30 protein-coding genes, 1 other RNA gene and 2 pseudogenes are annotated in these 26302 nt (G+C 65.3%); 20 read left to right on the top strand and 13 right to left on the bottom strand.

Features of this window, described 5'->3' with window-relative positions; translation table 11 throughout:
- Positions 1-6: 6 nt before the first annotated feature.
- Positions 7-1374 (bottom strand): FAD-dependent oxidoreductase, encoded by a 1368-nt coding sequence (locus B133_RS0111510; protein ID WP_026256291.1) that lies wholly within the window; start codon positions 1372-1374, stop codon positions 7-9.
- Between the two features lie 159 nt (positions 1375-1533).
- Between B133_RS0111510 and prfB the strand changes: the two genes are divergently transcribed.
- The 7 genes from prfB to ssrA all read left to right on the top strand — a co-directional run bounded on the left by prfB (position 1534) and on the right by ssrA (position 6854).
- Positions 1534-2652 (top strand): peptide chain release factor 2, encoded by a 1119-nt coding sequence (gene prfB / locus B133_RS0111505; RefSeq protein ID WP_018601216.1) that lies wholly within the window; start codon positions 1534-1536, stop codon positions 2650-2652.
- On the top strand, positions 2639-3631 hold the full coding sequence (locus B133_RS0111500; RefSeq protein ID WP_018601215.1) for a mechanosensitive ion channel family protein: 993 nt from the start codon (positions 2639-2641) through the stop codon (positions 3629-3631). Before prfB ends, B133_RS0111500 begins: the two co-directional genes overlap by 14 nt.
- Positions 3631-4146 (top strand): hypothetical protein, encoded by a 516-nt coding sequence (locus tag B133_RS0111495; protein ID WP_018601214.1) that lies wholly within the window; start codon positions 3631-3633, stop codon positions 4144-4146. Before B133_RS0111500 ends, B133_RS0111495 begins: the two co-directional genes overlap by 1 nt.
- Before the next feature lie 45 nt (positions 4147-4191).
- Positions 4192-4881 carry a cell division ATP-binding protein FtsE gene (gene ftsE, locus B133_RS0111490; protein WP_026256290.1) on the top strand — a complete coding sequence of 230 codons (690 nt, stop codon included), beginning with the start codon at positions 4192-4194 and terminating at the stop codon, positions 4879-4881.
- Positions 4882-5778, top strand: a complete 897-nt coding sequence (ftsX, locus tag B133_RS0111485) for a permease-like cell division protein FtsX (protein WP_018601212.1) — start codon at positions 4882-4884, stop codon at positions 5776-5778.
- 13 nt (positions 5779-5791) lie between these two features.
- Positions 5792-6280 carry an SsrA-binding protein SmpB gene (smpB, locus tag B133_RS0111480; protein WP_026256289.1) on the top strand — a complete coding sequence of 163 codons (489 nt, stop codon included), beginning with the start codon at positions 5792-5794 and terminating at the stop codon, positions 6278-6280.
- A gap of 205 nt (positions 6281-6485) precedes the next feature.
- Positions 6486-6854: a transfer-messenger RNA gene (gene ssrA, locus B133_RS23700) on the top strand.
- A 90-nt stretch (positions 6855-6944) separates the two neighbouring features.
- Here ssrA and B133_RS0111475 read toward each other — a convergent pair.
- Positions 6945-7211, bottom strand: coding sequence for a hypothetical protein (locus B133_RS0111475; RefSeq protein WP_018601208.1), 267 nt, complete (start codon positions 7209-7211; stop codon positions 6945-6947).
- Positions 7211-7474 carry a hypothetical protein gene (locus tag B133_RS0111470; protein WP_018601207.1) on the bottom strand — a complete coding sequence of 88 codons (264 nt, stop codon included), beginning with the start codon at positions 7472-7474 and terminating at the stop codon, positions 7211-7213. Before B133_RS0111470 ends, B133_RS0111475 begins: the two co-directional genes overlap by 1 nt.
- Before the next feature lie 673 nt (positions 7475-8147).
- Between B133_RS0111470 and B133_RS22720 the strand changes: the two genes are divergently transcribed.
- The 9 genes and pseudogenes from B133_RS22720 to B133_RS23695 form a co-directional block, all read left to right on the top strand.
- Positions 8148-8408: a hypothetical protein gene (locus B133_RS22720; RefSeq protein ID WP_036419163.1), complete on the top strand. Its 261-nt coding sequence runs from the start codon at positions 8148-8150 to the stop codon at positions 8406-8408.
- A gap of 29 nt (positions 8409-8437) precedes the next feature.
- A complete protein-coding gene (locus B133_RS0111460) occupies positions 8438-9778 on the top strand; it encodes a DUF1254 domain-containing protein (RefSeq protein ID WP_018601202.1) in 1341 nt (446 codons plus the stop codon).
- A 121-nt stretch (positions 9779-9899) separates the two neighbouring features.
- Positions 9900-10796 carry a cutinase family protein gene (locus tag B133_RS0111455; protein ID WP_051088050.1) on the top strand — a complete coding sequence of 299 codons (897 nt, stop codon included), beginning with the start codon at positions 9900-9902 and terminating at the stop codon, positions 10794-10796.
- Between the two features lie 145 nt (positions 10797-10941).
- Positions 10942-11670: a TIGR02206 family membrane protein gene (locus tag B133_RS0111450; RefSeq protein WP_026256288.1), complete on the top strand. Its 729-nt coding sequence runs from the start codon at positions 10942-10944 to the stop codon at positions 11668-11670.
- Positions 11671-11862: 192 nt separating this feature from the next.
- On the top strand, positions 11863-12756 hold the full coding sequence (locus B133_RS0111445; protein WP_369751448.1) for a DUF2993 domain-containing protein: 894 nt from the start codon (positions 11863-11865) through the stop codon (positions 12754-12756).
- Between the two features lie 120 nt (positions 12757-12876).
- A complete protein-coding gene (locus B133_RS0111440) occupies positions 12877-13476 on the top strand; it encodes a hypothetical protein (RefSeq protein ID WP_018601193.1) in 600 nt (199 codons plus the stop codon).
- On the top strand, positions 13473-13778 hold the full coding sequence (locus B133_RS0111435) for a hypothetical protein (RefSeq protein WP_018601190.1): 306 nt from the start codon (positions 13473-13475) through the stop codon (positions 13776-13778). Before B133_RS0111440 ends, B133_RS0111435 begins: the two co-directional genes overlap by 4 nt.
- 79 nt (positions 13779-13857) lie before the next feature.
- Positions 13858-14328: a PTS glucose transporter subunit IIA gene (locus B133_RS0111430; RefSeq protein WP_018601188.1), complete on the top strand. Its 471-nt coding sequence runs from the start codon at positions 13858-13860 to the stop codon at positions 14326-14328.
- Positions 14267-14512 (top strand): annotated as a pseudogene (locus tag B133_RS23695) (LuxR C-terminal-related transcriptional regulator); the annotation flags it as partial. The gene B133_RS0111430 and the pseudogene B133_RS23695, both read left to right, overlap by 62 nt.
- 16 nt (positions 14513-14528) lie before the next feature.
- On the opposite strand, the gene dhaM reads toward B133_RS23695, so the two are convergent.
- The 4 genes from dhaM to B133_RS0111410 form a co-directional block, all read right to left on the bottom strand.
- On the bottom strand, positions 14529-15260 hold the full coding sequence (dhaM, locus tag B133_RS0111425; protein ID WP_018601186.1) for a dihydroxyacetone kinase phosphoryl donor subunit DhaM: 732 nt from the start codon (positions 15258-15260) through the stop codon (positions 14529-14531).
- Positions 15257-15892: a dihydroxyacetone kinase subunit DhaL gene (dhaL, locus tag B133_RS0111420; protein ID WP_018601184.1), complete on the bottom strand. Its 636-nt coding sequence runs from the start codon at positions 15890-15892 to the stop codon at positions 15257-15259. The genes dhaM and dhaL overlap by 4 nt, the downstream gene beginning before the upstream one ends.
- Position 15893: 1 nt before the next feature.
- A complete protein-coding gene (dhaK, locus tag B133_RS0111415; protein WP_018601182.1) occupies positions 15894-16892 on the bottom strand; it encodes a dihydroxyacetone kinase subunit DhaK in 999 nt (332 codons plus the stop codon).
- Positions 16893-17006: 114 nt separating this feature from the next.
- On the bottom strand, positions 17007-17204 hold the full coding sequence (locus B133_RS0111410; protein ID WP_018601179.1) for a hypothetical protein: 198 nt from the start codon (positions 17202-17204) through the stop codon (positions 17007-17009).
- A 19-nt stretch (positions 17205-17223) separates the two neighbouring features.
- Between B133_RS0111410 and B133_RS0111405 the strand changes: the two genes are divergently transcribed.
- Complete coding sequence (locus tag B133_RS0111405) at positions 17224-17595, top strand: DUF488 domain-containing protein (protein ID WP_018601178.1); 372 nt, start codon at positions 17224-17226, stop codon at positions 17593-17595.
- 54 nt (positions 17596-17649) lie between these two features.
- On the top strand, positions 17650-18273 hold the full coding sequence (locus tag B133_RS0111400; RefSeq protein ID WP_018601176.1) for a GNAT family N-acetyltransferase: 624 nt from the start codon (positions 17650-17652) through the stop codon (positions 18271-18273).
- Positions 18274-18323: 50 nt separating this feature from the next.
- On the opposite strand, the gene mbtN is transcribed toward B133_RS0111400, so the two are convergent.
- The 6 genes and pseudogenes from mbtN to crcB (B133_RS0111370) all read right to left on the bottom strand — a co-directional run bounded on the left by mbtN (position 18324) and on the right by crcB (B133_RS0111370) (position 23228).
- Positions 18324-19499: a mycobactin biosynthesis acyl-ACP dehydrogenase MbtN gene (gene mbtN / locus B133_RS0111395; RefSeq protein ID WP_018601174.1), complete on the bottom strand. Its 1176-nt coding sequence runs from the start codon at positions 19497-19499 to the stop codon at positions 18324-18326.
- Entirely contained in the window at positions 19496-21076 is a 1581-nt protein-coding gene (gene mbtM, locus B133_RS0111390) for a long-chain-fatty acid--ACP ligase MbtM (protein ID WP_026256287.1), read from the bottom strand. The genes mbtN and mbtM overlap by 4 nt, the downstream gene beginning before the upstream one ends.
- Positions 21073-21360 (bottom strand): annotated as a pseudogene (locus B133_RS0111385) (acyl carrier protein); the annotation flags it as partial. The gene mbtM and the pseudogene B133_RS0111385, both read right to left, overlap by 4 nt.
- 34 nt (positions 21361-21394) lie before the next feature.
- A complete protein-coding gene (locus B133_RS0111380; RefSeq protein WP_051088049.1) occupies positions 21395-22489 on the bottom strand; it encodes a DUF190 domain-containing protein in 1095 nt (364 codons plus the stop codon).
- On the bottom strand, positions 22468-22836 hold the full coding sequence (gene crcB / locus B133_RS0111375) for a fluoride efflux transporter CrcB (protein ID WP_018601165.1): 369 nt from the start codon (positions 22834-22836) through the stop codon (positions 22468-22470). The genes B133_RS0111380 and crcB (B133_RS0111375) overlap by 22 nt, the downstream gene beginning before the upstream one ends.
- Entirely contained in the window at positions 22833-23228 is a 396-nt protein-coding gene (gene crcB, locus B133_RS0111370) for a fluoride efflux transporter CrcB (protein WP_036418562.1), read from the bottom strand. Before crcB (B133_RS0111370) ends, crcB (B133_RS0111375) begins: the two co-directional genes overlap by 4 nt.
- Positions 23229-23308: 80 nt before the next feature.
- On the opposite strand from crcB (B133_RS0111370), the gene pgm reads away from it, so the two are divergent.
- Complete coding sequence (gene pgm, locus B133_RS0111365) at positions 23309-24955, top strand: phosphoglucomutase (alpha-D-glucose-1,6-bisphosphate-dependent) (RefSeq protein WP_026256284.1); 1647 nt, start codon at positions 23309-23311, stop codon at positions 24953-24955.
- Positions 24952-26265 carry an MFS transporter gene (locus tag B133_RS0111360; RefSeq protein WP_018601159.1) on the top strand — a complete coding sequence of 438 codons (1314 nt, stop codon included), beginning with the start codon at positions 24952-24954 and terminating at the stop codon, positions 26263-26265. The genes pgm and B133_RS0111360 overlap by 4 nt, the downstream gene beginning before the upstream one ends.
- Positions 26266-26302: the final 37 nt, after the last annotated feature.

The raw sequence follows: 26302 nt of genomic DNA, 5'->3' as shown, positions 1-26302 counted from the left end.
CGGCCGTCAGCTGTGGGCGATGCGTAGTAGCTCGGCCAGGCTGGGCACTTTGACCCGTGGCCGGCCCAGCGGCTCCCCGGCGGCGCGCTCGTGCAGGTCGATGGCGCGCCAATGGTCGTCGGTGACCAGCTCGGGTTGGCGTTCGGCGAGCCACGCGGCCAGCGCGGTACCGTAGTCGTCACCGAACTCGCTGAGTTCGCGCGCCCGCAGATCTGCGAGCAGGGTGTCCACGGTGTCCGCCGAATCCTTCTTGTTGCTGCCGATGACGCCGGAGGGACCGCGCTTGATCCAGCCGACGACATACTCGTTGCGGCTGCCCTCGATACGGCCGTCGGCATGCGGGATAGTGCCGGACCGCTCGTCGAACGGAAGCCCCGCGATGGGCACACCGCGGTAGCCCACGGCCCGGACCACGAGCTGCGCCGGAAACTCCTCACGCTCACCGGTGTCCTTGGTGACCACGCGTCCATCGGCGTCACGGACAAGCTCGTTGCGGCCCAACACAACCGACTCGACCCGGCCGTCGCCGCGCAGTTCTATCGGCGAGGTGCAGAAGCGGAATATGATGCGCCGCTTGGCTCCCTCGGGCTTGCGCTCCGCGTAGCCGCGCAGCACTTTGATGTTCTGTTTGACGGTTTTGCCTGCGGCGTCGAGGTCTTCGTCGGTGATGCCGGCGAAATCGGCCGGATCGAGGATGACGTCAACGTCCTCGAGGCCTTCCATGCCGCCGAGTTCGCGTAGCTCGACCGTGGTGAACGTGGCCTGCAGCGGGCCACGTCGTCCGATCACCAGCACTTCCTCGACGCCATGTGCGTCCAGCGAAGCCAGGGCATGATCGGCGATGTCGGTATGGGCCAGCGCCGCGGGATCGCTCACGAGAATGCGGGCCACGTCCAGGGCCACGTTGCCGTTGCCGACCACGACCGCGCGGCTGCCCGACACATTCGGATCCATCTCGCCGAAGCGGGGGTGTGCGTTGTACCAGCCGACGAAATCGACGGCGGCGATGCTGCCCGGCAGATCTTCTCCGGGAATGTTCAGTGACCGGTCCGACTGGGTGCCCATGGCATAGATCACCGCGTCGTAGCGCTGTGCCAGTTCGGCCGGCGCGACATCCGTGCCGACGGTGATGTTGCCGAAGAAGCGGAAACGTGGATCGGCAGCGGTGGCCTCGAACTGGGCGCTGATCGACTTGATCTTGGGATGATCCGGCGCGACTCCCGACCGCACGAGACCCCACGGGGTCGGCAGCATCTCGAGCATGTCGACGCGGACATCGCGGTGTTCGGGGGAGTCGGCGGATTTGAGCAGCGATGCGGCGGCAAAGAATCCCGACGGGCCGGAGCCGACGATTGCCACGTGGTATGGGCGCATGCACAACCTTCTGTGAGCCATCAATTGACCACCCCGACCCGCGCAGGGGGCTGTCGCGACGCGTCAGGGCTGGTACCCCCGACTCTAAACGCGGATTCTTGGAGCTGCCGCCGGTCAGCGATAACTTCCCCGAACGGGCTACAGGTAACCTCAACTTTCGTGGATCTAGACCGTCAAGCCGATATCGCAGCACTCGACACCACCCTGACGACGGTGGAGCGGGTGCTTGACTTGGACGGCCTGCGTGACCGGGTGGCCAAACTCGAGCAGGAAGCGTCGGACCCGAAGCTGTGGGACGACCAGACCCGCGCGCAGACGGTCACCAGTGAGCTGTCGCACGCCCAGGGCGAGCTGCGCCGGGTGGAGGAGCTGCGCAGCCGTCTCGACGATCTGCCTGTGCTGTACGAGCTGGCCGCCGACGAAGAAGGAGAGGCGGGCGCCGATGCCCTCGCTGAGGCCGACGCCGAGCTCAACAAGCTGCGCGAGGACATCGAGCAGATGGAGGTCCGCACGCTGCTGTCCGGCGAATACGACGAGCGGGAGGCCGTCGTCACCATCCGGTCCGGCGCGGGAGGCGTCGACGCGGCCGACTGGGCCGAGATGCTGATGCGGATGTACATCCGCTGGGCCGAGCAGCACAAGTATCCGATCGAGGTGTTCGATACGTCCTACGCCGAGGAAGCCGGCATCAAGAGCGCCACGTTCGCGGTGCACGCGCCGTTCGCCTACGGCACCCTCTCGGTCGAACAGGGCACCCACCGGCTGGTGCGGATCAGCCCGTTCGACAACCAGAGCCGGCGCCAGACCTCCTTCGCCGACGTCGAGGTATTGCCGGTGGTCGAGACCACCGATCACATCGAGATTCCCGAGGGCGACATCCGCGTCGACGTCTACCGCTCGAGTGGCCCCGGCGGACAGTCGGTGAACACCACGGACTCGGCGGTGCGCCTCACCCACATCCCGACCGGTATCGTGGTCACCTGTCAGAACGAGAAATCGCAGCTGCAGAACAAGGTCTCGGCAATGCGGGTTCTCCAGGCAAAGTTGCTGGAGCGCAAGCGTTTAGAGGAACGCGCCGAAATGGATGCGCTGAAGGGTGACGGCGGAAGTTCCTGGGGTACCCAGATGCGGTCCTATGTACTGCAGCCCTATCAGATGGTGAAGGATCTGCGCACCGAGTACGAGGTCGGTAACCCGACCGCGGTGCTCGATGGGGACATCGACGGATTCCTGGAAGCAGGAATCAGGTGGCGCAACAGAAAAGATGACGACGAGTAATTTGGCCACCGCGGTGCTGGCTTATCCGATGGCCCATCGCTGGCATGACTTCTGGCACGGCGAGTTCGGCGTGTGGATCTTGACCAAGGGTCTGCGCATCGCGCTCTTGCTGATCGGCGGGTTGCTTCTGGCCCGCTTCATCAGCTGGGCCGCGCAAAGATTCGTGCGGCGCATCGACGCCGAATATGAGGAAAGCGACCAGCTGGTGCGCTCGGAGAGCGCCAAGCACCGCCAGGCCGTCGCCTCGGTGATCTCCTGGGTGTCGGTGGCGATGCTGTTCGTCGTCGTACTGGTCGAGGTCAGCGACGCACTGGACGTGCCGATCGTGTCGTTGGCGGCTCCGGCGACGGTGGTCGGTGCTGCGCTGGGCTTCGGCGCACAACGCATCGTCCAAGACCTGCTCGCAGGCTTCTTCATCATCACGGAGAAGCAGTACGGCTTCGGTGACCTGGTCAGGCTGACGATCGCGGCAGCCAATGAGGCCGAGGGCACCGTGGAGGATGTCACGCTGCGGATCACCAAGCTGCGGTCCTCAGAGGGGGAGATGTACACCGTTCCCAACGGCCAGATCGTCAAGTCGCTGAACCTCTCCAAGGACTGGGCCCGCGCCGTGGTCGACATCCCGATACCGGCCAGCGCAGACCTCAGCGCCGTCAACGACGTGTTGCACGACGTCGCGGACAAGGCATCCGAAGACGAGGAACTGTCCAAGCTGCTGCTCGACAAACCGCAGCTCATGGGTGTGGAGAGCATCGGACTGGACACCGTCAACTTGCAGATGGTCGCCCGGACCCTGCCCGGAAAGCAGTTCGAGGTGGGGCGGCGACTGCGGGTCCGCGTCGTACGTGCCTTGCGACGCGCCGGAGTGGCCACGCCCAGCGATGGCGCGACACCCACCGTGGAGTCGATCCCGCATCCGGCGACGGCGGCGGGGGCCGAGCAGATGCCCGCGGGACGCCCCGGCCGGGAGACCACCTAATGAAATTCGATTTGTCCTCGCAGTTCACAGCCATCAAGGACATCGCGGTCAAGTACTGGCCCAAGCACCTCGGTCGGGTCCGTACGTCGACGGTGGTGCTGGTGGTGGCGTTCGTGGCGCTGTTCTGGGTGCAGCAGGCCTATCGGCCGCAGATTCCCGCGCCGGCGGCACCGCCGGGTTTCGTACCCGATCCCGATTACACGTGGGTGCCGCGCACCAAAGTGGCGCCCCCGATGACCACGCTTACCACCACGCCGACGACGACCGAAACGACGACGCCCGAGACCACCACGCCGGAAACGACCAGTGTGAGTCCGACCACCACGAGCCCGACCACGACGTCGAGTTCGCCGGGGCCGCGCACCACGGTGATCGATCCGGACGGTCCTGGTCCGTTGCCGGCGATCACGCTGCCGGTCTTGCCGGGCGAGCCTGCGCCGGCATCGACTCCGGCCCCCGCTCAGCAACCCTCGCCTGTTGCCGAGCAACCCACCGCGCCGACATTGCAGCCATAGCGTGGTCCGGTTTCTAGGCTCTCACCGCTACACTGGCGTGCCGTGATGATCACCCTCGACCACGTGACGAAGCAGTACAAGTCGTCAGCGCGACCAGCGCTCGATGACGTCTCGTTGACGATCGACAAGGGTGAGTTCGTATTTCTCATCGGCCCGTCCGGGTCGGGCAAGTCCACGTTCATGCGCCTGCTGTTGGCAGCGGAGACGCCGTCGGCCGGTGATATCCGCGTCTCCAAGTTCCATGTCAACAAGCTGTCGGGTCGGCACATCCCGAGCCTGCGGCAGGTGATCGGCTGTGTATTCCAAGATTTCCGGCTGCTGCAGCAGAAGACCGTGTTCGAGAACGTGGCATTCGCCCTTGAGGTCATCGGTAAGCGATCCGAGGTGATCAACAGGGTCGTTCCGGACGTGCTGGAGATGGTGGGGCTGTCCGGTAAGGCCAACCGGCTGCCCAGCGAGCTCTCCGGCGGTGAGCAGCAGCGTGTGGCGATCGCCCGCGCGTTCGTCAACCGCCCGCTGGTGCTGATCGCCGACGAGCCCACCGGGAACCTGGACCCGGAGACCAGTAAGGACATCATGGACCTACTGGAGCGGATCAACCGCACCGGAACGACAGTGCTGATGGCCACGCACGACCATCACATCGTCGACTCGATGCGTCAGCGGGTCGTCGAACTCGACCTCGGCCGGCTGATTCGTGATGAACAGCGCGGCGTCTACGGAATGGATCGCTAAGTGCGCTTCGGCTTTCTTGTCAATGAAGTTCTGACCGGGCTTCGCCGCAACGTCACCATGACCGTTGCGATGATCCTGACCACAGCCATCTCCATCGGGCTGTTCGGTGGCGGCCTGCTGGTGGTCCGGTTGGCGGACCAGTCCCGCGACATCTACCTCGACCGGGTCGAGACCCAGGTGTTCCTGACCGACGACGTGTCGGCCAACGACCCGAACTGTGACGCCGACCCGTGTAAGGCGCTGCGGAGCAAGCTCGAAGAGAACACCGACCAGGTCAAGTCGGTGCGGTTCCTCGACCGCGACGAGGCCTATCAGGACGCCATCCGCAAGATCCCGCAGTTCAAGGATGTCGCGAGCAAAGACGCCTTTCCGGCGTCGTTCATCGTCAAACTGAACAATCCCGAGCAGCACGCCGAGTTCGACAAGTCGATGATCGGGCAGCCGGGTGTGCGCAGTGTGCTCAATCAGAAAGAGCTGATCGACCGGTTGTTCTCGGTGCTCAACGGCCTGAGTAACGCGGCGTTCGCGGTGGCGCTGGTACAGGCGATCGGCGCCGTGCTGCTGATCGCCAACATGGTGCAGGTGGCCGCCTACACCCGACGAACCGAGATCGGCATCATGCGCCTCGTTGGTGCCACTCGCTGGTACACCCAGCTGCCGTTCCTGGTGGAGGCGATGCTGGCGGCCCTCATAGGTGTCGTCATCGCGATCATTGGGCTGACCGTCGTGCGGGCGGTATTCATGGAACGCGCGCTCAACCAGTTCTATCAAGCCAACCTGATTGCCAGGGTGGACTTTGCCGACATCCTGTACATCTCGCCGATCCTGTTGTTGGTCGGTGTCGCGATGGCAGGGCTGACCGCGTACGTCACCCTGCGGCTTTACGTACGCAGGTAGGCGTGAGGTAGTGGTGACCAAGAAGTCCAGTCCCGCCGGCAACAAGCAGATCGTGGCGAGTAATCGCAAGGCGCGGCACAACTACACGATCCTCGACACCTATGAGGCCGGTATCGCGCTGATGGGCACCGAGGTGAAAAGCCTGCGCGAAGGGCAAGCATCGTTGGCCGACGCCTTCGCTACCGTGGACGACGGCGAGATCTGGCTGCGCAATGTTCACATCGCCGAGTACCACCACGGCACCTGGACCAACCACGCACCGCGCCGCAATCGCAAGCTGCTGTTGCACCGCAGGGAGATCGACAACCTCATCGGCAAGATCCGCGACGGCAATCTCACGTTGGTGCCGCTGTCGATGTACTTCTCCGACGGCAAAGTCAAAGTAGAGCTCGCCCTGGCCCGCGGCAAACAGGCGCACGACAAACGCCAAGACCTGGCCAAGCGCGACGCCGACCGGGAGATCATCCGGGAGTTGGGTCGTCGCGCCAAGGGCAAGTCTTAGCCCCGCGAGTTCTTTCCCCACCCCGCCGCACCGCACCGCACCGCGAGTGCGCGTGTCTGTGCGCCAACACGCCGCAAAATTCCGTACATTCGCCGTCGCTCGGCAGGCGCGAGCGAGACGGAAATGCCCCGGGATAATCACTTGGCACCTGCCGTTGGTGATCGCGTACCATTGGTTGTCCTGCCGAGAGTCGGCAGGGATGCGAGGGGCTGATCGGTTTCGACTTCGCGCATCGAATCAAGGGAAGCGTGCCGGTGCAGGCAAGAGACCACCGTAAGCGTCGTTGCAACCAATTAAGCGCCGATTCCAATCAGCGCGACTACGCCCTCGCTGCCTAAGCGACGGCTAGTCTGTCAGACCGGGAGCGCCCTCGGCCCGGACCCTGGCATCAGCTAGAGGGACCCACCCATGGGTTCGGTCGCGGAATCCATGGGGACATCAAACAGCGACTGGGATCGTCATCTCGGCTTGTTCGCGTGACTGAGAGATCCGAGTAGAGGCCTAGCGAACTGCGCACGGAGAAGCCTCGACGACATGCCGTAGGACCCGGGTTCAATTCCCGGCAGCTCCACGAACGAGCAGCACGAGAGAAGGGCCACCTTCCCGATCGGGAGGTGGCCCTTCTGCTGTTTGGCGGCCCGGTAGCGGGCCACGCGGAGACCGTTTATAGAGGTTCGGGTGCAGTTCCAGGCTGCGTCTTCTGGGCAGCGGCGCGACGGATAAGCCCGATCAGCGCGGCGAGCGCCCACACACCCTGCAAGATGACGAAGCCCCACTGCGACTCCACAGCAGCCAACCAGGTCAGCACCGATGCGCCAGCGAAGTTCAGCGCCAGGTATGGCCAGGAATGCGTGCTCCATCGGCGAAGCTGCATCAACGTGAATGCCGTCAGGATGCCCAGTGCGCCGGCGAACTGCAGGGCAATCTCCATCAGTGCACCGCCTTTGGGGTGACGCCAAGCGCCCGCTGGACCAGCCCCCACAGGGACACCAGCGCCCACACGCCCTCCAAGAACACGAAACCCCACTCCTGCTCGATCACGGCGGTGACCGTCATCGCGCCAGAGCCCACGAGGTTCACGGCCAGGTAGGGATAGCCGGCCGGGTTGATCCGGTCAATCTGCGCTAGGAGGAAACAGGCGAGCACAAGCAGAGCGCCGACAATTTGAGTGACGTCGAAGACCATCCCGCCCATGTGCACCTAGGCCCCGGCTGTTCGAGCGGATACCGCACTGGGCAGTGCGTCCACTACATCGGGAAAAGATCTGCTCACGGCGGCCTCCACACTGCTGGCCGTCGTCGAGTCCGGGTACGGTCGCCCTCGTCCGGGGCCACGCCTACATGACGTGCCGTATCTACAGATAGCACACCACCAGCTCTCCACTCGCCTGGGGCGTTGCCAACTCGGAACCCGCACGCTCGTGCTAGCAAGACATCACCACTCATTGGGTCGCGCCCTTCGCGGGTCGCAACCGCAAAACCCTCATCGTCCGGAGCCGAACTCGGACTGGGAATCCAGACCGTGGCTGCGGTTCGGGCGGCCACGGCAACCGGTCCGAGAAATGTCGATGCTCTGGCGTTGCACGGGCTGGCGTCCGAAGCCGGTCACGGTGACCAGCGTCGGCGGGATCGTTACCGGCGAGCGTCAGTAGACGTCCGAGTCTCCTCCATGGGCGGAGACCAGCGGTGCGAATCCCGTGAGTGACGATCCACGGACCAGGTGTCCAGGATGGTCAAAAAACTGTCCTTAAAAGTCAAGACGAACGGTTATTCGATGATGCACAGTGGATGCCCGGGCCCGGGGATCGCTACTTGTAGTGACCGATTCGATGGTATTGGGCCGCAACGGAGATGAACCAGGGGAACCCGTGAACAGACACACCACCGCACTGCTGATCGCAGCTCCATTGGCCTTCGCGCCGATCGTGTCGGCACCCACGGCCAGTGCCGATGTGTGCGCCGGGGCTGACGGTCGGCACTTCTCCGCCGGAGGCTGCACCAACATCGCCGGTGACGTCGCTACTGGCGCCGCGATCGCGGCGCAGCATGTCCCGTACGTACCCGGCGAGATTCCCTGCTACACCGTCGAAGGAGTCCCGTACTTCACTCCGCCCGGGCAGCCTTGCTGACGAGCGGCGGCCCACATGGAGGGAAACGGATGAAGGCCGGGGTTTCGAGTTCGACGCCGCAGCAAGTGCGTGAGATCGTCAAGGAGGCTTACATATACGGCTTCCCGATGGTCGACAACTACCGCATCCAGCACTCCTACTTCGTCGACAAGAGCAATCCGCAGCACAAGGGCGACTGGAACCAGACGCACAGCATCGCGCGGGTGTTCACCCCCGAAGACACGACCATCCAGACACCCAACTCCGACACGCCGTACACGATGCTGGGTGCTGATCTGCGGGCCGAGCCACTGGCGCTGACAGTGCCGCCGATCGAGGCTAGCCGGTACTACTCGTTGCAGTTTGTCGACGGCTATACCTACGACTACGCCTACGTGGGCAGCCGCACCACCGGCAACGGCGGCGGCAAATACCTGCTGGCCGGGCCGGGCTGGAAGGGCGACAAGCCCGAGGGCATCAACGAGGTGATCCGGTCGGATACCGACTTCTCCCTGGTGATCTACCGCACCCAGCTGTTCGATCCCGGCGACATCGACAACGTCGAGAAGATCCAGGCCGGTTACACGGTCGAGCCGCTGTCGGCGTTCGAGAAGAAGTCTGCCGCCACGGTCCCGCCGATGGACTTCGTCGCTCCGCTGACTCCGGACGAGCAGAAGACGTCGCCGAAGTTCTTCCAGATCCTCAACTTCGTTCTCGAGTCCGCTCCTGTGCTGCCCGACGAGAAGGAACTGCGGGACCGGTTTGCCACCATTGGCATCGGTCCCGACGGTGACTTCGACCCCGACACCATGGACAAGGAAACCCTGCAGGCCGTACGGGACGGGATGGCCGACGCCTGGGCCGAGCTGACCACATTCCAGGAGGACAAGCTGAACACCGGTCAGGTCACCTCCGGACAGCTGTTCGGCACCCACGCGGAGCTCAAGGACAACTACCTCTACCGGATGGCCGGTTCGGTGCTGGGCATCTACGGCAACGTCGCGCAGGAGGCCATGTACCCGGTGATCGCCACCGACTCCACCGGGGCGCCGCTGACCGGAGCCGACAACTACACCCTGCGGTTCGCGCCCGGGCAGCTGCCGCCGGTCAACTCGTTCTGGTCGATCACCATGTACAAGATGCCCCAGAGTCTGCTGGTCGCCAACCCCATCAACCGCTACCTCATCAACTCGCCGATGCTGCCCAATCTGACCCGCGATCCCGACGGAGGCATCACCATCCACGTGCAGAATCAGTCGCCTGGCCCGGACAAGGAGGCTAACTGGCTACCCGCACAGGACGGACCGTTCCAGATGATCCTGCGCCTGTACTGGCCCAAGGAAGAAGCGCTCAACGGCACCTGGAAAGCACCCCGAGCCGTCAAGAGCTGATCGCCGGCGCGTAATCCAACTGGCATAGGTACTGGTCGAACCTGCCCAGGCATACGAAGTGAAGTTCAGCCGTCTTGTATACGGGTTAGATTGAGGGGTGCTTTCTCGCCGCAAACACCGCATGCGTAGAGCCGGTCGGTGGGTGGGGTTTGGCGCTTCGGCACTGTTCACTGCCGGTGTCCTGCTCGTCGCCCCAAGTGCGCTGCCGGTAGCGTCCGCCACCGACTGCCCGGGCGCCGAGGTCATCTTCGCGCGCGGCACCGATGAGCCGGCTGGCCTCGGTCGGGTCGGCGACGCCTTTGTCGACTCGCTGCGCAAGCAGACCGGCGGTATGAACATCGACGCTTACGCGGTGAACTACAAGGCCTCCAAGCTGCAGCTGCACGGTGGTGACGGAGCCAAAGACGCGATTGCCCACCTCAAATCGACGGTGTCCTCCTGCCCCGACACCAAGATCGTCCTGGGCGGCTACTCGCAGGGTGCGAGCGTGATCAACATCGTGGCCGGAAACCCTCTGGGCGGCATCACATGGGCTGATCCGCTTCCACCCCAGTACACGGCCAACGTCGCGGCGGTCGTAACCTTCGGCGACGTCGCTACCCGCACGGGAGAAGCGCTGTCGGCCAAGAGCACGCTACTCAGCTCAAAAGCGATCGACCTGTGTAATCCCAACGACCCGATCTGTCACCCGGGTCCAGGCAACGACTGGAGCGGTCACACCGAGGGCTACATCCCCGTGTACACCACCCAGGCGGCGGCTTTTGCCGCATCTAAGCTGCTGGCCGGGTCCGGTCAGACGGTGCCTGGGTATGGGCCATCGCTGGGATACGGCCCCGCGACGCCGGATTACGGCCCGCAGACGTCGATACACGGCCCGGGACCCGGTTACGATTTGCCGCCGGGGTACGGCCCGGCGGCACCAGGGTATGGCGGTCAGCAGTCCCCGGGGCCTGACCCATCGACATACGGGCCTGCTTCGCCGCCCCCCGATTTCGGCTGGGTCTCGGCCGTCCGCTGACAGAGTCGAGACATCGGGGCAACGCGGCCTATCTGGTTGAGCGGTTGACCCAACGTCTATGCGGATGTTTCGAGCGGACAGGTCGAACGCCGCCTGCGATCATGGGTAATCGTTCCGCGCGTGCGACGAAACGGGGTTGATCGAACTGTTCTCTGCACAACGCGAGTTTTCGGCCTACGGCCCGTCACACTTGGTGGTGCTGGCGGTGTTCGCGGCGGGCGCGGTCGTGCTGGTCATGATCGGTCGTCGACAGACCGAAACGCAGGCGCGGCTCCTCGGCCGTGTCCTGGGAGGTCTGCTCCTGGCGGCATTCGTCGTGGCACTGGTCTACAAGCTGGTCGAGCCCGCCGTCGATACCTCGGTGCCGCTGCAGTTGTGCGACGTAGCGGAACTCGCGGCGGCGTACGCCCTTTGGTCGCAGCGACATTGGGCCTTCGTCCTCACCTACTACTGGGGTCTTGTCCTGAGTTCACAGGCGTTGATCACGCCGGATATCGGTACGCCGAGAGATGGCGCCCCGGACTTTCCGCACCACCTGTTCATCACGTTCTTCACGCTTCACGTGCTCGTGGTGTGGGCGGCGATCTATCTCGCCTGGGGGCGTGGAATGCGTCCGCGGTGGCGCGACTACGGGTTCGCAGTCATCGCGACGTTCGCGTGGGGAGCATTGACCCTCGTCTTCAACGTGATCACTGGCACCAACTACGGCTACCTCAACAGGAAGCCACCCACCGCATCGTTGCTGGACGTACTGGGCCCGTGGCCGCTTTATCTACTGACCGAGGTCACGATCGTTCTCGTCGTATGGGCGCTGATGACCTGGCCCTGGGAGCGCACGCGTCAAGATGCTGAGGAAAGTTCTGGCGTGGTCTGATCGCCCGCAGGGATCGGTGGGTGGGTCGCGGAACGTTTCCTTCTCAGCTCGCACCCATGTCGATGGGGCAGAATTGCCCGGATGCCGACACCGCCGCAACGCCCCGGACAACCTGGTTGGCGCGGCCCCGGAGCGCCGCCGCCTGACCCCACGACTCAGCGTCTGCGGCCACCCGAGCCGCCGACTCAGCGTATGAGGCCACCTCCGCCGCAGCGGCCGCCCGCTCAACACGAAGCGCCGACCGAGCAGTTTCACGCCAGCCGTCAACCTTCCGATACCTCCGCCACTGAGAAGATCGCCCGACAGCGTCCCAGCGTCGTCGGACCGCCGGGGGCGCAACCCCCACAGGGCAAGGGGCGACCACGGCGGCGCCGCCTGCAGACGGTCGTGTTGATCGCGATCATCGTCGTCGCTCTGCTGGCCGGCGGCCTGGCGGGCGCCGAACTGTATGCCCGGCACCGGGCGGGAAGCCTGCTGGCCGACGTCACCCAATGCGTTGTGCAGGACGGTGCCACCATCTCGTTCGGAGTGAGTCCGCCGTTCCTGTGGCAGCACATCACCGGCCACTACACCAACATTTCCGTCGACACCGCTGGTAACCGGATCCAGGCAGCCAAGGGGATGACGGCCGACGTGAGCCTGTCCGACATTCGCTTGCAGGGCACGGCCGATTCGAAGGGCACCATCGGATCCCTGACCGCCACGCTGTCGTGGACCTCGGCCGGGATCAAGGAGACCGTGGCTGAGAACCTGCCCTTCGTGGGCAGCCTGCTCACCGGTGTTCATACCGACACCGCTGCCGGCACCCTTGTCCTCGACGCCGCTGGTGGCACCAGCGTCACCGCCAAACCCGTCGTCGCCAACGGTGACTTGAACCTGCAAGTGCTCGATGCCACCGGACCGTTCTCGAAAGACACCGTGCAGTCAGCGCTGGACGGCCTCACCAAAAAGCTGAACGACAACTATCCGCTGGGCATCCACGCCGACAGCGTCGAGGTGACCAGCACCGGCGTGGTCGGAAAGTTCTCCAGTCAGAACGCGTCAATTCCCAACGGCGAAGCCAACTCCTGCTTCGCGAACGTGTGAGCGCGCGTTCGTGCCGTTGCCGAAATCGATGCCGTCACCACCACGCCGAGGACGCGTCCACCGGAAATTGACGTTTGTGCACTGCTCCTTCGGGTAACACCCCCGTGCAGGAGGTCAGAAATGCCTACGTGGAGTTGGATCGTCATCGCGGTAGTCGTCGTGGTCATCGTGGTGCTGACGTTGATCGCGGTCGCTTCGATCATGCGGAAGAAGCGCAGTGACAGATTGAAGGGCCGGTTCGGCCCGGAGTATGAGAGGGCAGTGGACAGCGCGGGCGGCCAACGCGCCGCGGAGAAGGAACTTCGTGCACGTGAACGCAAGCACGACAAGCTGAACATCGATGAGTTGACGCCGGAATCGCGGGCGCGATACGTCCAGGCGTGGGGGGCAACGCAGGCCGGGTTCGTGGACAATCCCGCGGAATCGGTCAGCGAAGCCGATCGACTGGTGACCGGGGTCCTGCGCGAACGCGGTTACCCGATAGACGATTTCGAACAGCAAGCCGCTGACATCTCGGTGGATCACCCGAAGGTGGTCGAGCATTATCGGGCGGCGCACATCCTTCACCTGGCGCAAGAGCAGGGCGAGATCGGCACCGAGGCCCAACGGGAGGCGATCGTGCACTATCGGGCGCTCTTCGAGGAACTACTCGGCGCTGAGCATGGAACACCGACTGGGCGTGAGACCGGTACGGATTCGCCGAGGGAGGCGCGACCATGACTACTCACGACGAGCAGGCGTCGACCGGTGACAACACATTGTTGTTTGCCGAACAGCATCGGTCAGGACTGCGTTCGCGGTGGAACGATGTTCAGGCGGCATTCATCGATGACCCGAAACAGTGTGTGCAGCAAGCGGACAAACTCGTAGAAGAAGTCGTCGAAGAGCTGAACGCGAGTTTCGTGGAGGCCCGTTCTCGGCTTGAGGCTCAATGGGCCCGCGGCGAGGATGTTTCGACGGAGGAACTGCGTGTGGCTCTCACGCGCTACCGCGATTTCTTCCAGCGGCTGTTGTCGGTCTGAACCGCAAGCTTTGACGAGACGCATCGGACGGGCGGGCGCGCCTCGTAAGCTTGCAGCTACGAACAAAGGAGACCGAGACATGAGTACGACGCCAGTACTGGCCCCCGTCGGCGGGCGCGCCGTCGCCCTGTCCGACGTCCCCGATCCGGTCTTCTCGGCCGGAATGGTCGGCTACGGCGCTGCTGTCGACCCGGGCGCCCGGGTGGTGGATGCGGTTGCCCCGGCCAGCGGGAAGTTGCTGAAACTGATGCCGCATGCGTATGTCGTGCTGACCGCGGGCAATGTCGGTGTCCTCGTGCATCTCGGGCTGGACACCGTCGCGCTCAACGGCGAGGGTTTCACCATCCACCTCAGCGAGGGTGACGACGTCACCGCGGGTCAGGTCGTCATCACCTATGACGCCGCGTCGGTGATCGCGAAAGGCCTCAATCCGATTGTGCCGGTTGTGATCATGGACGAGCGTGAGGCGGCAAACATCACGGTGTCAGATGCGGTGCGGACGGGTTCGGACGTCGATTCGGGGGCTGTTCTCTTCACTGCGCACAGGTGATCCGGCGGCCGCGCCGCGGGCGCATTGGCTGGCAAGCCGTTGCGGCTTGGCGATGCCGGCAACACGGCGCGCCGCCGATCCGCTGCGGCTCACCGAGCGCGAATGGGAGATCGCTAGTCTGGTGGGAGCAGGCCTGAGCAACCGGCAGATTGCCGATCGGCTGTGCCTGTCGGTGCGTACCGTCGGCGGCCACCTGAAGGTCAGCTGGTCGGGGTCTCGTCGAACTGACGGTCGGCCAGCGCCAGGATGTCGGCCAGTGACTCAGCGGCGTGGGGACCGGATATGCGCAGCTGCATCTCGTCGCCGCACCGCACGTCGAGAGTCGTGAGACCCGACAGGATGCTGGCATCGACCCAGTCGGAGTCGCTGCGCCGGTTGCGGATCCACACTTGTGCATCGCGACGGCGGACTTCCTGGACCAACCGGGCGGCGGGCCGGATGTGCAGTCCGTGCGGATTGGTGATGACGAAGCTACCGGTGATTTCAGCTGCGCCGTCGCCCTCGTGAGCAGTTGCCGACATTACCGGCCCGAGTTGTGCGATCTTGCCGGCCAACGCGTTGGATGCTTCCGCCGCCACCGTCGCGGTCGATGCCCCGCCGGCTGCGGACACGGCCGCTACGATGAGGCCTTCCACAAGTGCGGCAGGGCACAGCACGGTGCGTTGCCTCGCATCGTCATCGAGCAATTCCAGGGCGAATTCGGCGGAAAGGACGGCACTGCCCAAGTCCATCAGCACCACCACGCCGTCGCCGTCGTCGGCCGCCGTGACCGCCTCGGCGATCGCCTCGGCGTCGGTGCCGAACGTGGTGTCGTCCAGCCCGGCGGCGATCTCGAACCGGACTTCGTTGTCCTGCACCATTTCTCGGGCTAGCGCGACCGCGGCGCGAGCCAGCTGACGGCTGTGTGACACAACCACCAAACCCGCCGTCATGCCGGACCACCGTTCAGCACCGCGGACGCCGCGGCGATCAGCAGCGCCGCCGACGCCGCACCCGGATCGATATGCCCGACGCTACGTTCACCGAGGTAACTGGCTCGGCCTTTCCTGGCTATCAGTGATTCTGTTGCGTCCCTGCCCTTCTGGGCCGCGGTGGCCGCTGCTGACAGACCTTCGGTCAGCGAGGCGTGGGTCGACAACGCGGAGTCCAGCGCGTCGACGGCGGGGGCGAGGGCGTCGTACATTGTCTTGTCGTCCGCCTCGGCGCGGCCACGCTGGACCACGCCGTCGACCCCGGCCCGCAGTGCGGACGCGAAATTCGCTGCGCTGACCTCGTTGTCGGTGCCCAGCGCGGGCGCCATCCGCAGGAAGAACGTGCCGTACAGGGGACCGCTGGCGCCGCCCACGGATTTCACCAGGGTCATGCCGACCAGCTTGCACAGGGCCGCCGGGTCGGCCGGTGGGGTGTCATCGAGCGCTGCGACGACGGCCGTCATCCCGCGCTCCATGTTGATACCGTGGTCGGCATCGCCGATCGCCGCATCGAGATCGCTGAGGTACTGCGCATTTTCACCGATCACGCGGGCGAATTCGCGCAGCCACGCGGTGAGCTGGGTCAGGTCCATGTCAGCGTCCCCACCGCAGCGCCGGGGTGCTCACCGGGTGGTCCCACAGCCGCAGCAGTTCGTCGTCGGCGCGCAGCAGGGTGACCGAGCAGCCCGCCATGTCCAGGCTGGTGATGTAGGGACCGACCAGGGATCGGGCGACCTGCACGCCGGCCTTGTCCAGGATGGTCGCGAATTGCGCGTACATGACATACAGCTCGATCAACGGGGTTGCGCCCATGCTGTTGACGAACAGGATCACCCCGTCGCCGCCGGTGAAATCGAAGTCGGTCAGGATCGGCTCAGCCATGAGTTCTGCTATGGCGCGAGCCGGTTGCATGGGGATCCGTTGGCGTCCGGGTTCACCGTGAATCCCGATGCCCAGCTCGATCTCTGTGTCGGGCAGGTCAAAGGTGGGATGTCCCACCGCAGGTACCGTGCACGACGCCAGTGCCACACCCATGCTCCGGGAGGAGGCGTTGACGCGCCGCGCCACGGCGGCCACGTCGTTCAGTGAGCGACCCTGGTCTGCGGCCGCGCCGGCGAGTTTCTCCACCAGAACGGTCGCGCCGACCCCGCGGCGTCCGGCGGTGAAAGTGCTGTCGCGCACCGCGACGTCGTCGTCGACGATCACCGACTCGACCGTAATGCCCTCCGCGGCGGCCAGTTCGGCGGCCATCTCGAAGTTCATCACGTCACCGGTGTAGTTCTTCACGATGTGTAGGACGCCCGCCCCGCCGTCGACGTGCTGGGTTGCGGTCAGCATCTGGTCCGGCACCGGCGAGGTGAAAACTTCACCCGCACAAGCGGCGTCGAGCATGCCCGGCCCGACGAACCCGCCGTGCAACGGTTCATGCCCCGACCCGCCGCCGGAGACCAGACCGACCTTGCCGGCGACCGGGGCGTCCCCGCGGTAGATGATCCGATTGGTTTGGTCGATGCGAAGTTCGGGATGGGCGGCGGCCATGCCCTGCAGGGCCTCGGTGATCACGTCGGCGGGATCGTTGATGAGCTTCTTCATCGCTGGCTCCTCAGGGTGGGCCGTCGGTGGCATTGCACGAGACGACGTTACCGTGCACGTGAGGAGCAATTGAGGATTCCGCGGACGTGAGGAGCAATTGACGATTCCGCACGGCTATTCATCCTCGCTGCTGGCTCGATGGCCGAGAAAGGCCAGCAACGCGGGATCATGTGAGGTGAACCTGTCGACCTCTTCACCGCCGTCGCAGCGGAGCAACGCAACGGTCACGGTGTCATCCGTTCGCGCGATCACCTGCCAGTGGGCACCGGATTCCTGCCAACGCTGTAGATCGGCGACGCGGTTGACCTCCATCGGCCTAGCATTTCACTTGATGGCTGAACTCAAGGCAAACGAGCCGCAGGTGCGGCTGGCGCGCGTGTACGAGCAGCCCGATTCTGCCGACGGGCAGCGGGTCCTTGTGGACCGGTTGTGGCCGAGGGGAATCCGCAAGACCGATCCCAGGGTCGGGCGGTGGTTGCCCGCTGTCGCGCCGTCCGCCGAGCTGCGGCACTGGTACGACCACCGGGCCGAGCGGTTCGACGAGTTTGCCGCCCGTTACACCGCGGAGTTGAAGACCTCCCCGGCCGCCGAGGCGCTTGATGAGCTTCGGGCGATGGTGCGCGATGGCCCGGTCACGTTAGTGACTGCGACGCGGGAGCTGGAACTGAGCCAACTCGTGGTGTTGGCGAAGCTGCTGCCGTAACCGCTAAAACGTAGGTAAACCTACCCTCACTTACTGAGGTAGGCTGGCCGATCAATGACCGAGATCGACGATGCGCCCGTACTCAAGCGCGAACTGACCGACATATCCGACGTCGTTCGGGCAGTGCCGGCGCCTCCCACTCCGATCGTGGCCGAACCCTATGCGATTCGGCTGGCCGACCCGCAGACCGACGCCGAGATGGTGTCGGAATGGATGAACCGTCCTCACCTGGTCGAGGCATGGGAGTACGAGTGGACGCCGGCACGCTGGCGGCGCCATCTGCAGGCGCAGCTCGACGGCGAATACTCCCGGCCGTTCATCGGCAGTTTCAAGGGTGAAGCGGTCGGCTATATCGAGCTGTACCGGGCCGCGAAGGATTCGATCGCGCCCCGCTACGCCGCCGAGCCCGACGACATCGGCATCCACGCCGCGATCGCCGACCTCAGGTATGTCAATCGCGGCTTCGCGGCGTTCATGCTGCCGCGCGTCGTGGCCAGCGTGTTCGAGCTCGAGCCGGGATGCAGGCGCATCATGTTCGACCCGGACCACCGCAATACCGGTGCGCGTCGGCTCTGTGAGTGGGCGGGATGCACCTTCCTCGGCGAGCACGAAATGTCCAACCGGCGGATGGCGCTCTACGTGCTGCCTCGCACACCGCAGGACGTACCCCGTTCATAGCCGTTGACCGCTCACGTGGTGAGTGGCTCACTTTCGGGTGCGGGTTTGCCTCAGTCCTGGCCGAACTCGGCGTAGCCGTCGTAGTCGGGCTTCATGGCTGCGGCCACCAACTCCCAGAGCACCTCGTCGGTGCCACCGCCGACGCGGGCCAGCTTCATGTCCCGCCACCATTTGCCCAAAGGCGTCTCGTCGATCAGATAGCCGGAGCCGCCGAAGATGTGCATGCACTCCGAGAGCACTTCTTCACCCAGACGGGCAGCGGTCACCTTGATCGCGGCAGCGGCGCGCAGATCCAGCTTGCCCTGAGCCGCGATACCCGCGAGGCTGTAACGCAGCATGTCTACGCGTGCCTGCAGATCGGCGATTCGCATCCGCAATGCCTGATGCTCGTAGAGGGTGTGACCGAATTGACGGCGTTTCATCATGCGCGCCAACGTGATTCCGATGACGCGCTGTGCCCCGGCGGCCACCTGCCCGGCGATGGACATCCGTTCGTGGGCCAGGCCCCACGAGATCGCCGCCAAGCCGGTACCCGCGCGCGCCACAAGTGCGTCCGCGGGTACCCAAGTGTCGATGTGTACGGCCGCGGTGTCCAGGGGGCCCGCGCCGACCTTGCGGTAGGGCGTCTGCACCTCGACCTGGCTGGTCGGGACGGCGATAACGACGACGTTGCCGTGCCGGCTGGTCGGGTCATGGTCGACGCTGCGGGCCACCACCATGATGTGGTCGGCGATCGGGGACAGCGACACGAATTTCTTGATGCCCTTGACCTCGAACCCGCCTCGGGCCGTGCGGACTTCGGTTTCCACGATCTGCAGGTCCGAGCCGCCGGATTCCTCGGACGCGCCGATGCACAGCACTGCTTCGCCGCGGACCGCCTGTTCGCAGATGGTGCGCAGATAGTCCGACTTGCCGAAGCGGCGCAGAAGGGCAATCGCCGAATCATGCAGGCTCACACCCACTCCGATGCCCGCTGACCCGGTCCGGCCCAAGGCAAACGCCAGTTCGAAAAGCTTGGCCACGTCCGGCTGCTGTCCGTCGCCCCACTTCTCGGTGAACACTCCCGAACGCCCGAGGTGCTCGATGAGCTGACGTGGGAAGCGTTCAGTCTCTTCAGCTTCAGCTGTCCAGGCCTTCACCCGCTCGTCGAATACGCCGTCGAGCAGCTCGCGGTATTCCTCGACGGTTGTGGTCGTTGCCGTGGTCTCCGCTTCAGTTACGGTCATGCCTTCACCGTATCCAGGTTGTGTTTGACTTCCAGGCGGCGCAGTTTGCCCGAGGAGGTTCTGGGCAACGAGCCCGGTGCCAGGAACACCACATCGGCCGGTACCACACCGCATTCGGATGCCACGCGCTGCACCACTTCACTGCGGGCGGCGGACTCGTCGCCGCCCCGGAACTCTGCGGCGATCACCAATCCGGGACGCGCGGCGTGCTCACCGGTGCCGACGGCCACCACGGCGCCCTCGCGAACTCCGTTGACCCGTGCGGCAACCTGCTCGACCTCGGTGGGGAAAATATTGCGTCCGGCCACGGTGATCAGTTCCTTGGCGCGGCCGCACACGACCAGCCCACCGTCGACCAGATAGCCTAAATCGCCAGTGGGGAACCAGGTGTCGCTGTCGTGCGGCTCCTGACCCAGGTATCCCGACATCATCGACGCGCCGCGGACCTCGATCTCGCCGACCTCGCGATCCAAGATTCCGGCGTTGTGCTCACTCGGCCGCAACCGTACCTGCATGCCGGGGATCGGCTCGCCGAGCACCGCTTGGCGGCGGATGCCGGTACCCGCGTCGGTCTCGACCGTGATCTCGTCGACCACGATGCCGGTACCTGGCGTTGGAACCGTTACCGCACAAGATGATTCGGCCAGACCGTAGGAGGGGGTGAGCGCACCGGGATCGAAGCCGAAGCGGATCATCTCGGCGCCGAACCGCTGGGTGCTGTCACAGTCAACTGGTTCGCCGCCGTTGAGGGCGAATCGAAGGGCCGACAGGTCGAGATCCTGCAGCCGGCTCGCGTACTTGCCGATGAGGCCGTACGCCAGGTTCGGTGCCGCCGTCAAGGACGCTCGGCTGTCGGAGAGCCAGTTCAGCCAGCTGAACGGGGACGCTGCGAAGGCGGTGGTCGGAGCCTGCCACGCCTCGATTCCGCCGACGGCTGCGGCCAACAGGAACGTCAGCCCCATGTCGTGATAGAGCGGCAGCCATGAACATCCAATATCGCTGTTGAACAGGCTTATTCGCTCGCTGAGGCCGCGCAGGTTGGCCAGCACGGCAGCCGAGGAGATCTGCGCGGTGCGCGGTGCGCCGGTCGACCCGGCGGTGCCCTGCAGCACCGCGATATCGGTAGGCTGCGTCGAGACGCGCCAGGTGGTCGAACGCCGAACGTGAGCTACCGTCGCATCGTCGTACATGTTGAGCCCGGCCGGAACCGCCCGCAGTTGTTCCAGGTCGCTGCCGTGGCTGAACACGGTGTCCACGCCGACACCGGTGAACCGCGTCATCGTGGACTGCGCCCACTGCTCGGAGTCCGCGCCACGTACCGGGCCGGGCAGGATCGAGACGGCCGCGCCGGCCATGACTGCTCCCACGACCGCAGCGACGAACTCGACGGTCGGCTCGCCTACCAATCCGACCGCGCGGGCGCCGTTTTCGCCGACGCGTTCGGCGGCGTTCTCGGCACGGTCGTGGACCTGACCCCACGGATGACGCGCCCAGGTACGGGTTTCGGGGTCGAAGATGACAAGATCGGCGCTCGTCGTGGTCATTGACCTCGACAGCGCCGCAGCGAGGGTGTTCACTGGTTGCTCTGAGCTGCAGGCACTTTGGCCAGGATCGCGGCTTCCAGGTCGCCGACGGTGTCGCAGCTCAGCAGATCCTCTTCGGACAGGGCCACCCCGAGCTTGTCTTCGATTGCGACCATTCCGACCGCGAACGCCACCGAGTCCAGACCTGCGTCGTCGATGAGCCGGGATTCCCGGGTCACCCGTCGAATATCGACGTTCATGTCGTCGCGCAGGATTTCGGTGAGGGCAGCGCTCACGGCATCAGGCGTAGTCGGTTGCATGGGGTGCGACGGTACACCGGCGAGTAAGGGGAGGCTAGGCTTACCTCTGTGGCTAGTAGTAGTGTCGAGCCAAGTCTGTGCTGCCGTAGCGCACGCCGTCGTCGACCACCACCGCGGCTGGAACCATCTCGGCGCTGATCAGCCCGTGGCCGTCGGTGAGCTCGTCCACCGTGTCGAAGGCCGCGGCGATCCGGTCCGAGGTATCGACCACGATCGTCGTCACGGGTACCTGGCGGCCGATCTGGAAGAGCTTGTCCCCATGAGGTTCCCGGCTGCCGCTGTATCCCCATACGCCGCGTAGCACGGTCGCGCCGCGGCTGACACCCGACTGCAGGAGTCGACGCACGATGGCCCGGTGGATCGGTACGCCATCGTGCAGCGTGGCCTCGGAGGTATGGATCATCAGTTTCTGCCACAGCGGCCGGCCATCGGTGTCGGTGGCGGGCAGGGCGAGCGGGCGAGTGAGCAGCTCACCGCCGCTCTTACACAGCTGCGCCCGCTCGACGGTCAGCAGTGGCTCATCCAGGAGATCGTCGAGTTCGCCCAGTGCCGCCGCGACCTGCTCCCGGGTGCCGATCGCCATGGTCATGATCGGGACGTCGGAGTTGTTGCTGAAGAAGCGGCCCCGTCGACGCTGCCCGTGTGCGGTCCCGTCGACCCCGAGAAACACTGTGGCCCCGGCGAAGCCGTGCCGGTGCAGTGCGGCGCAGACCGCACGGTAGGCCGGCGCGCCGCCCACGCGGTGATGCCGCCCGACATAGACCGTCAGCTTGGCCGTTTCGGGGATGGTCGGTGCTGGGCTGCCCCGCCTGACCAGTTGCGCACGTTCCAGTGTGATGAGACCGCGGGTGGTCAATGTCACGGTCTGTTCGGCCAGGGCCGCCATCTTGTCGGCAACGTCTACCGCCGCGACAACCACCGGAGGGTCTTCCGACATGCTCAACGTCTCGTCGCTGCGCAAGTGATGGTGTGGACCGAAACTGGCAATTCCGCGCATCATCACGCTGGTGGCGACATCGTTGCTGCCGTAGAGGTCGAACAGGGCGTCAGCGGCGAACCGGTGGCCGTGGCGCATCCGTTCGGCGAAATAGGCAGTGAGCTTGAGGTAGTCCGCAGCGTGTTCGCTCACAGCTGGGCTCCGATCCATATCCCCAACCCCGCCATTGTCAGGCCCAGAACCACGCTGACCACGATATTGGCCACCGCCGGCCAGAGGCGGCGCTCTTCACCCAACCGCTGCGTTTCCAACATCCACGTCGAGAACGTGGTGTACGACCCGACGAATGCCGTGCCGACCAGCAGTGCGAGGTGCGGGCTCAATGCCAGCCCGCCGAAAAATCCCAGTAGCAGCGCGCCGCTGAGGTTCACCACCAGCGTGCCGAACGGGAACCCGCGGGTGTGCCGCGCCGAGACCGCCCGATCGACCAGAAACCGCGACACCGCACCGGTGCCGCCGAGCAGCACCACTCCTGTCCATACCGCCAGGGTCGTCACACGCGCGCCCGTCGCACCAGAGCCGTGGCCAGCGCCACCGCGAGTAACCCGAGCACCAGGCTGGCCGCGGTGTAGCCCGCGGCCAGGCGCCACTGCCCGACTTCGAGCATCCGGACGGTCTCCACCTGCATGGTCGAGAACGTGGTCAAACCGCCGCACACGCCGGTGCCCAGCAATGGGCGGCGATAGCTCGACACCGGTAGACGTTCCAGCAGTCGCGTGGTGAAGTACCCGAGCAGGAACGCCCCGACGATGTTGACGATGAAGGTAGGCCACGGCCAGTGGCCCGGTGCGGGGGCAGCCACGCTCGCCAAGGCAGCCCGGGCCACCGTGCCCAGCGCGCCGCCGACGAAAACTGCGCCCAACTCACGAGGGTCGACCTGGCCGCGCATGCCAAACATGGGGTAAAAGTATGGCGGCAACTCGGCGACCGGCAGACACCGACGTGCTTCTGGTAGCAGAATCGTCAACCATGGCTGCCAACCCCCGTGCCGGACAACCGGCGCAACCCGAGGATCTCATCGACGTCGCGCAGGTGGTGACGGCGTATTACACGCTGCACCCCGATCCACAGGATGTGGCGCAACAGGTGGCGTTCGGCACGTCTGGGCATCGTGGCTCGAGTCTGGACACGGCGTTCAACGAGGATCACATCCTGGCCACCACCCAGGCCATCGTCGAATACCGCGCCGCCCAGGGCACCACCGGGCCGTTGTTCATCGGGCGTGACACGCATTCTCTCTCCGAGCCGGCGTGGGCTTCGGCGTTGGAGGTGCTGGCCGCCAACGACGTTGTGGTGATGATCGATTCGGCTGACCGGTTTACGCCGACCCCGGCGGTCAGCCATGCCATCCTGACCTTCAACCGGGGCCGTGACGCCGATCTCGCCGACGGCATCGTCGTCACGCCGTCACACAACCCACCTCGAGACGGCGGGTTCAAGTACAACCCGCCCAACGGCGGGCCGGCCGACACCGATGCGACGAGTGTGATTGCCAAGCGCGCCAACGACATCCTGCGAGAAGGCCTCGCGTCGGTGAAGCGAATCCCGCTGACCCGGGCTTTGCAGAGCGCTCAGCGCCACGACTACATGGACGCCTACGTCGCGGACCTGCCCAACGTCGTGGACCTACATGCGATCCGTGCCGAGGGGATCCGCATCGGTGCCGATCCTCTGGGCGGGGCGAGTGTCGATTACTGGGATGCGATCGCCGAGCGACACAATCTGGATCTGACCGTGGTCAATCCGCTGGTGGATGCCACCTGGCGGTTCATGACGCTGGACACCGACGGCAAGATCCGCATGGACTGCAGCTCGCCCAACGCGATGGCCGGGCTGCTTCGGACGATGAGCTCCAACCCCGGCCTCTACCAGATCGCCACCGGTAATGACGCCGACGCCGACCGGCACGGCGTCGTCACTCCCGACGGCGGCCTGCTCAACCCGAATCACTACCTCGCGGTGGCCATCGACTATCTCTACACCCACCGGCCGGACTGGCCGGGCTCCACCGCCGTCGGCAAGACCGCGGTGAGCAGCTCGATCATCGATCGGGTGGTCGCGGGGCTGGAGCGCAAGCTCGTGGAGGTTCCGGTCGGGTTCAAGTGGTTCGTCGACGGTCTGATCAGCGGCAGCATCGGGTTCGGTGGTGAGGAAAGTGCCGGTGCGTCGTTCCTGCGAACCGACGGATCGACATGGACGACGGACAAGGACGGCATCGTCATGGCTTTGCTGGCCTCGGAGATTCTGGCGGTGACGGGGAAAACGCCGTCACAGCGCTACGCCGAGTTGGCGCAGCGGTACGGCGCGCCGACGTATGCGCGTATCGACGCGCCTGCCGACCGGGAGCAGAAAGCGCGGTTGGCGAAGCTCTCGCCTGATCAGGTCACTGCGACGGAGCTGGCCGGTGAGGCGATCACCGCCAAGCTGACCGCGGCGCCAGGCAACGGGGCACCGCTGGGTGGGTTGAAGGTGACGACGGAGAATGCCTGGTTTGCCGCCCGCCCGTCGGGAACCGAGGACGTGTACAAGATTTACGCAGAGTCGTTCAAGGGGCCCGAGCATCTTGCGGAGGTGCAGCAGGCCGCCAAGGAGTTGGTTAATACAGTCATTGGGTGAGTTCTATCGCGGAGGGCGACTGCGGACGCGAGGAGCAAGACAAGCACTGCGGACGCGAGGAGCAGACTGCATCGAGCCAGACCAAACCCAAGCTCCCGGGTGAAGTCTGGGTCCTGATCGCCGCCAACGCGGTGATTGCGCTCGGTTACGGCGTGGTGGCACCGGTGCTCCCGGCTTACGCCCGCCACTTCGGGGTCAGCATCAGCGCCGCGACCTTCGTCGTCACCGCGTTCGCGCTGATGCGGCTGGCCTTCGCACCGGCCAGTGGGCTGCTGATCCAGCGGCTGGGGGAGCGGCGGATCTACGTCGCCGGACTGCTTATCGTGGCGTTGTCGACAGGTGCGTGTGCGTTCGCGCAGACCTACTGGCAGCTGCTGTTGTTTCGATCGCTCGGCGGAATCGGCTCGACGATGTTCTTCGTCTCGGCGCTGGGGCTGATGATCCGGATCAGCCCGGAGGATGCCCGGGGCCGGGTTGCCGGCATGTTCTCCTCGGCATTCCTCGTCGGCTCGGTCGGCGGGCCGGTACTCGGCAGCCTCACCGCCGGGCTTGGGCTCAGCGCACCGTTCGTCATCTATGGTGGCGCGTTGCTTATCGCGGCGGCGGTGGTGTTCATCAGCCTGCGGCACTCGTCGCTGGCCGCACCGGCACCCGAGGACGAACCCAAGGTGGGTGTGCGGACCGCACTGCGTAATCGCGCATATCGCGCAGCGCTGCTGTCGAACTTCGCCACCGGATGGTCGGCGTTGGGCTTGCGGGTTGCCCTCGTGCCGTTGTTCATCACTGAGGTGTTCCACCGGGGAGCCGGCGTTGCCGGCTTGGCACTGGCCACCTTCGCGATCGGCAACGTCTCGGCTGTCATCCCTAGTGGGTATCTGTCCGACCGGGTCGGCCGGCGGGTGCTGCTCATCATCGGGTTGACCGCGGCGGGCATTTCCACTGTGCTAGTCGGATTCACCGACGGGTTGACGCTGTTTCTCGTCAGCGCATTCATCGCAGGGTTCTCCACCGGGATTTTCACGGCTCCGCAGCAGGCGGCGGTGGCCGACATCATCGGCAGTAAGGCGCGCGGCGGCACCGCGGTGGCGACATTCCAGATGATGTCCGACGTCGGCTCGATCGGCGGGTCTCTGGTCGTGGGCCTCATCGCTCAGCACTGGTCGTTCTCGGGCGCGTTCGCCATCAGCGGCACCATCCTGCTGCTGGCGGCTCTCGGCTGGACCTTTGCCCCGGAGACCCGTCACATTCCCGCTACCGACCACACTCTGGCGCGCGCACTGGGACCGGAGGCCGGTGGCGAGGTGCCTTGACCAGCGATTTTGAATGGCGGGTAGCCGTGGTGTAACT

Source organism: Mycobacterium sp. 155 (assembly GCF_000373905.1).
Taxonomy (GTDB): Bacteria; Actinomycetota; Actinomycetes; order Mycobacteriales; family Mycobacteriaceae; genus Mycobacterium.
This window is presented reverse-complemented; position numbering and strand designations above follow the sequence as displayed.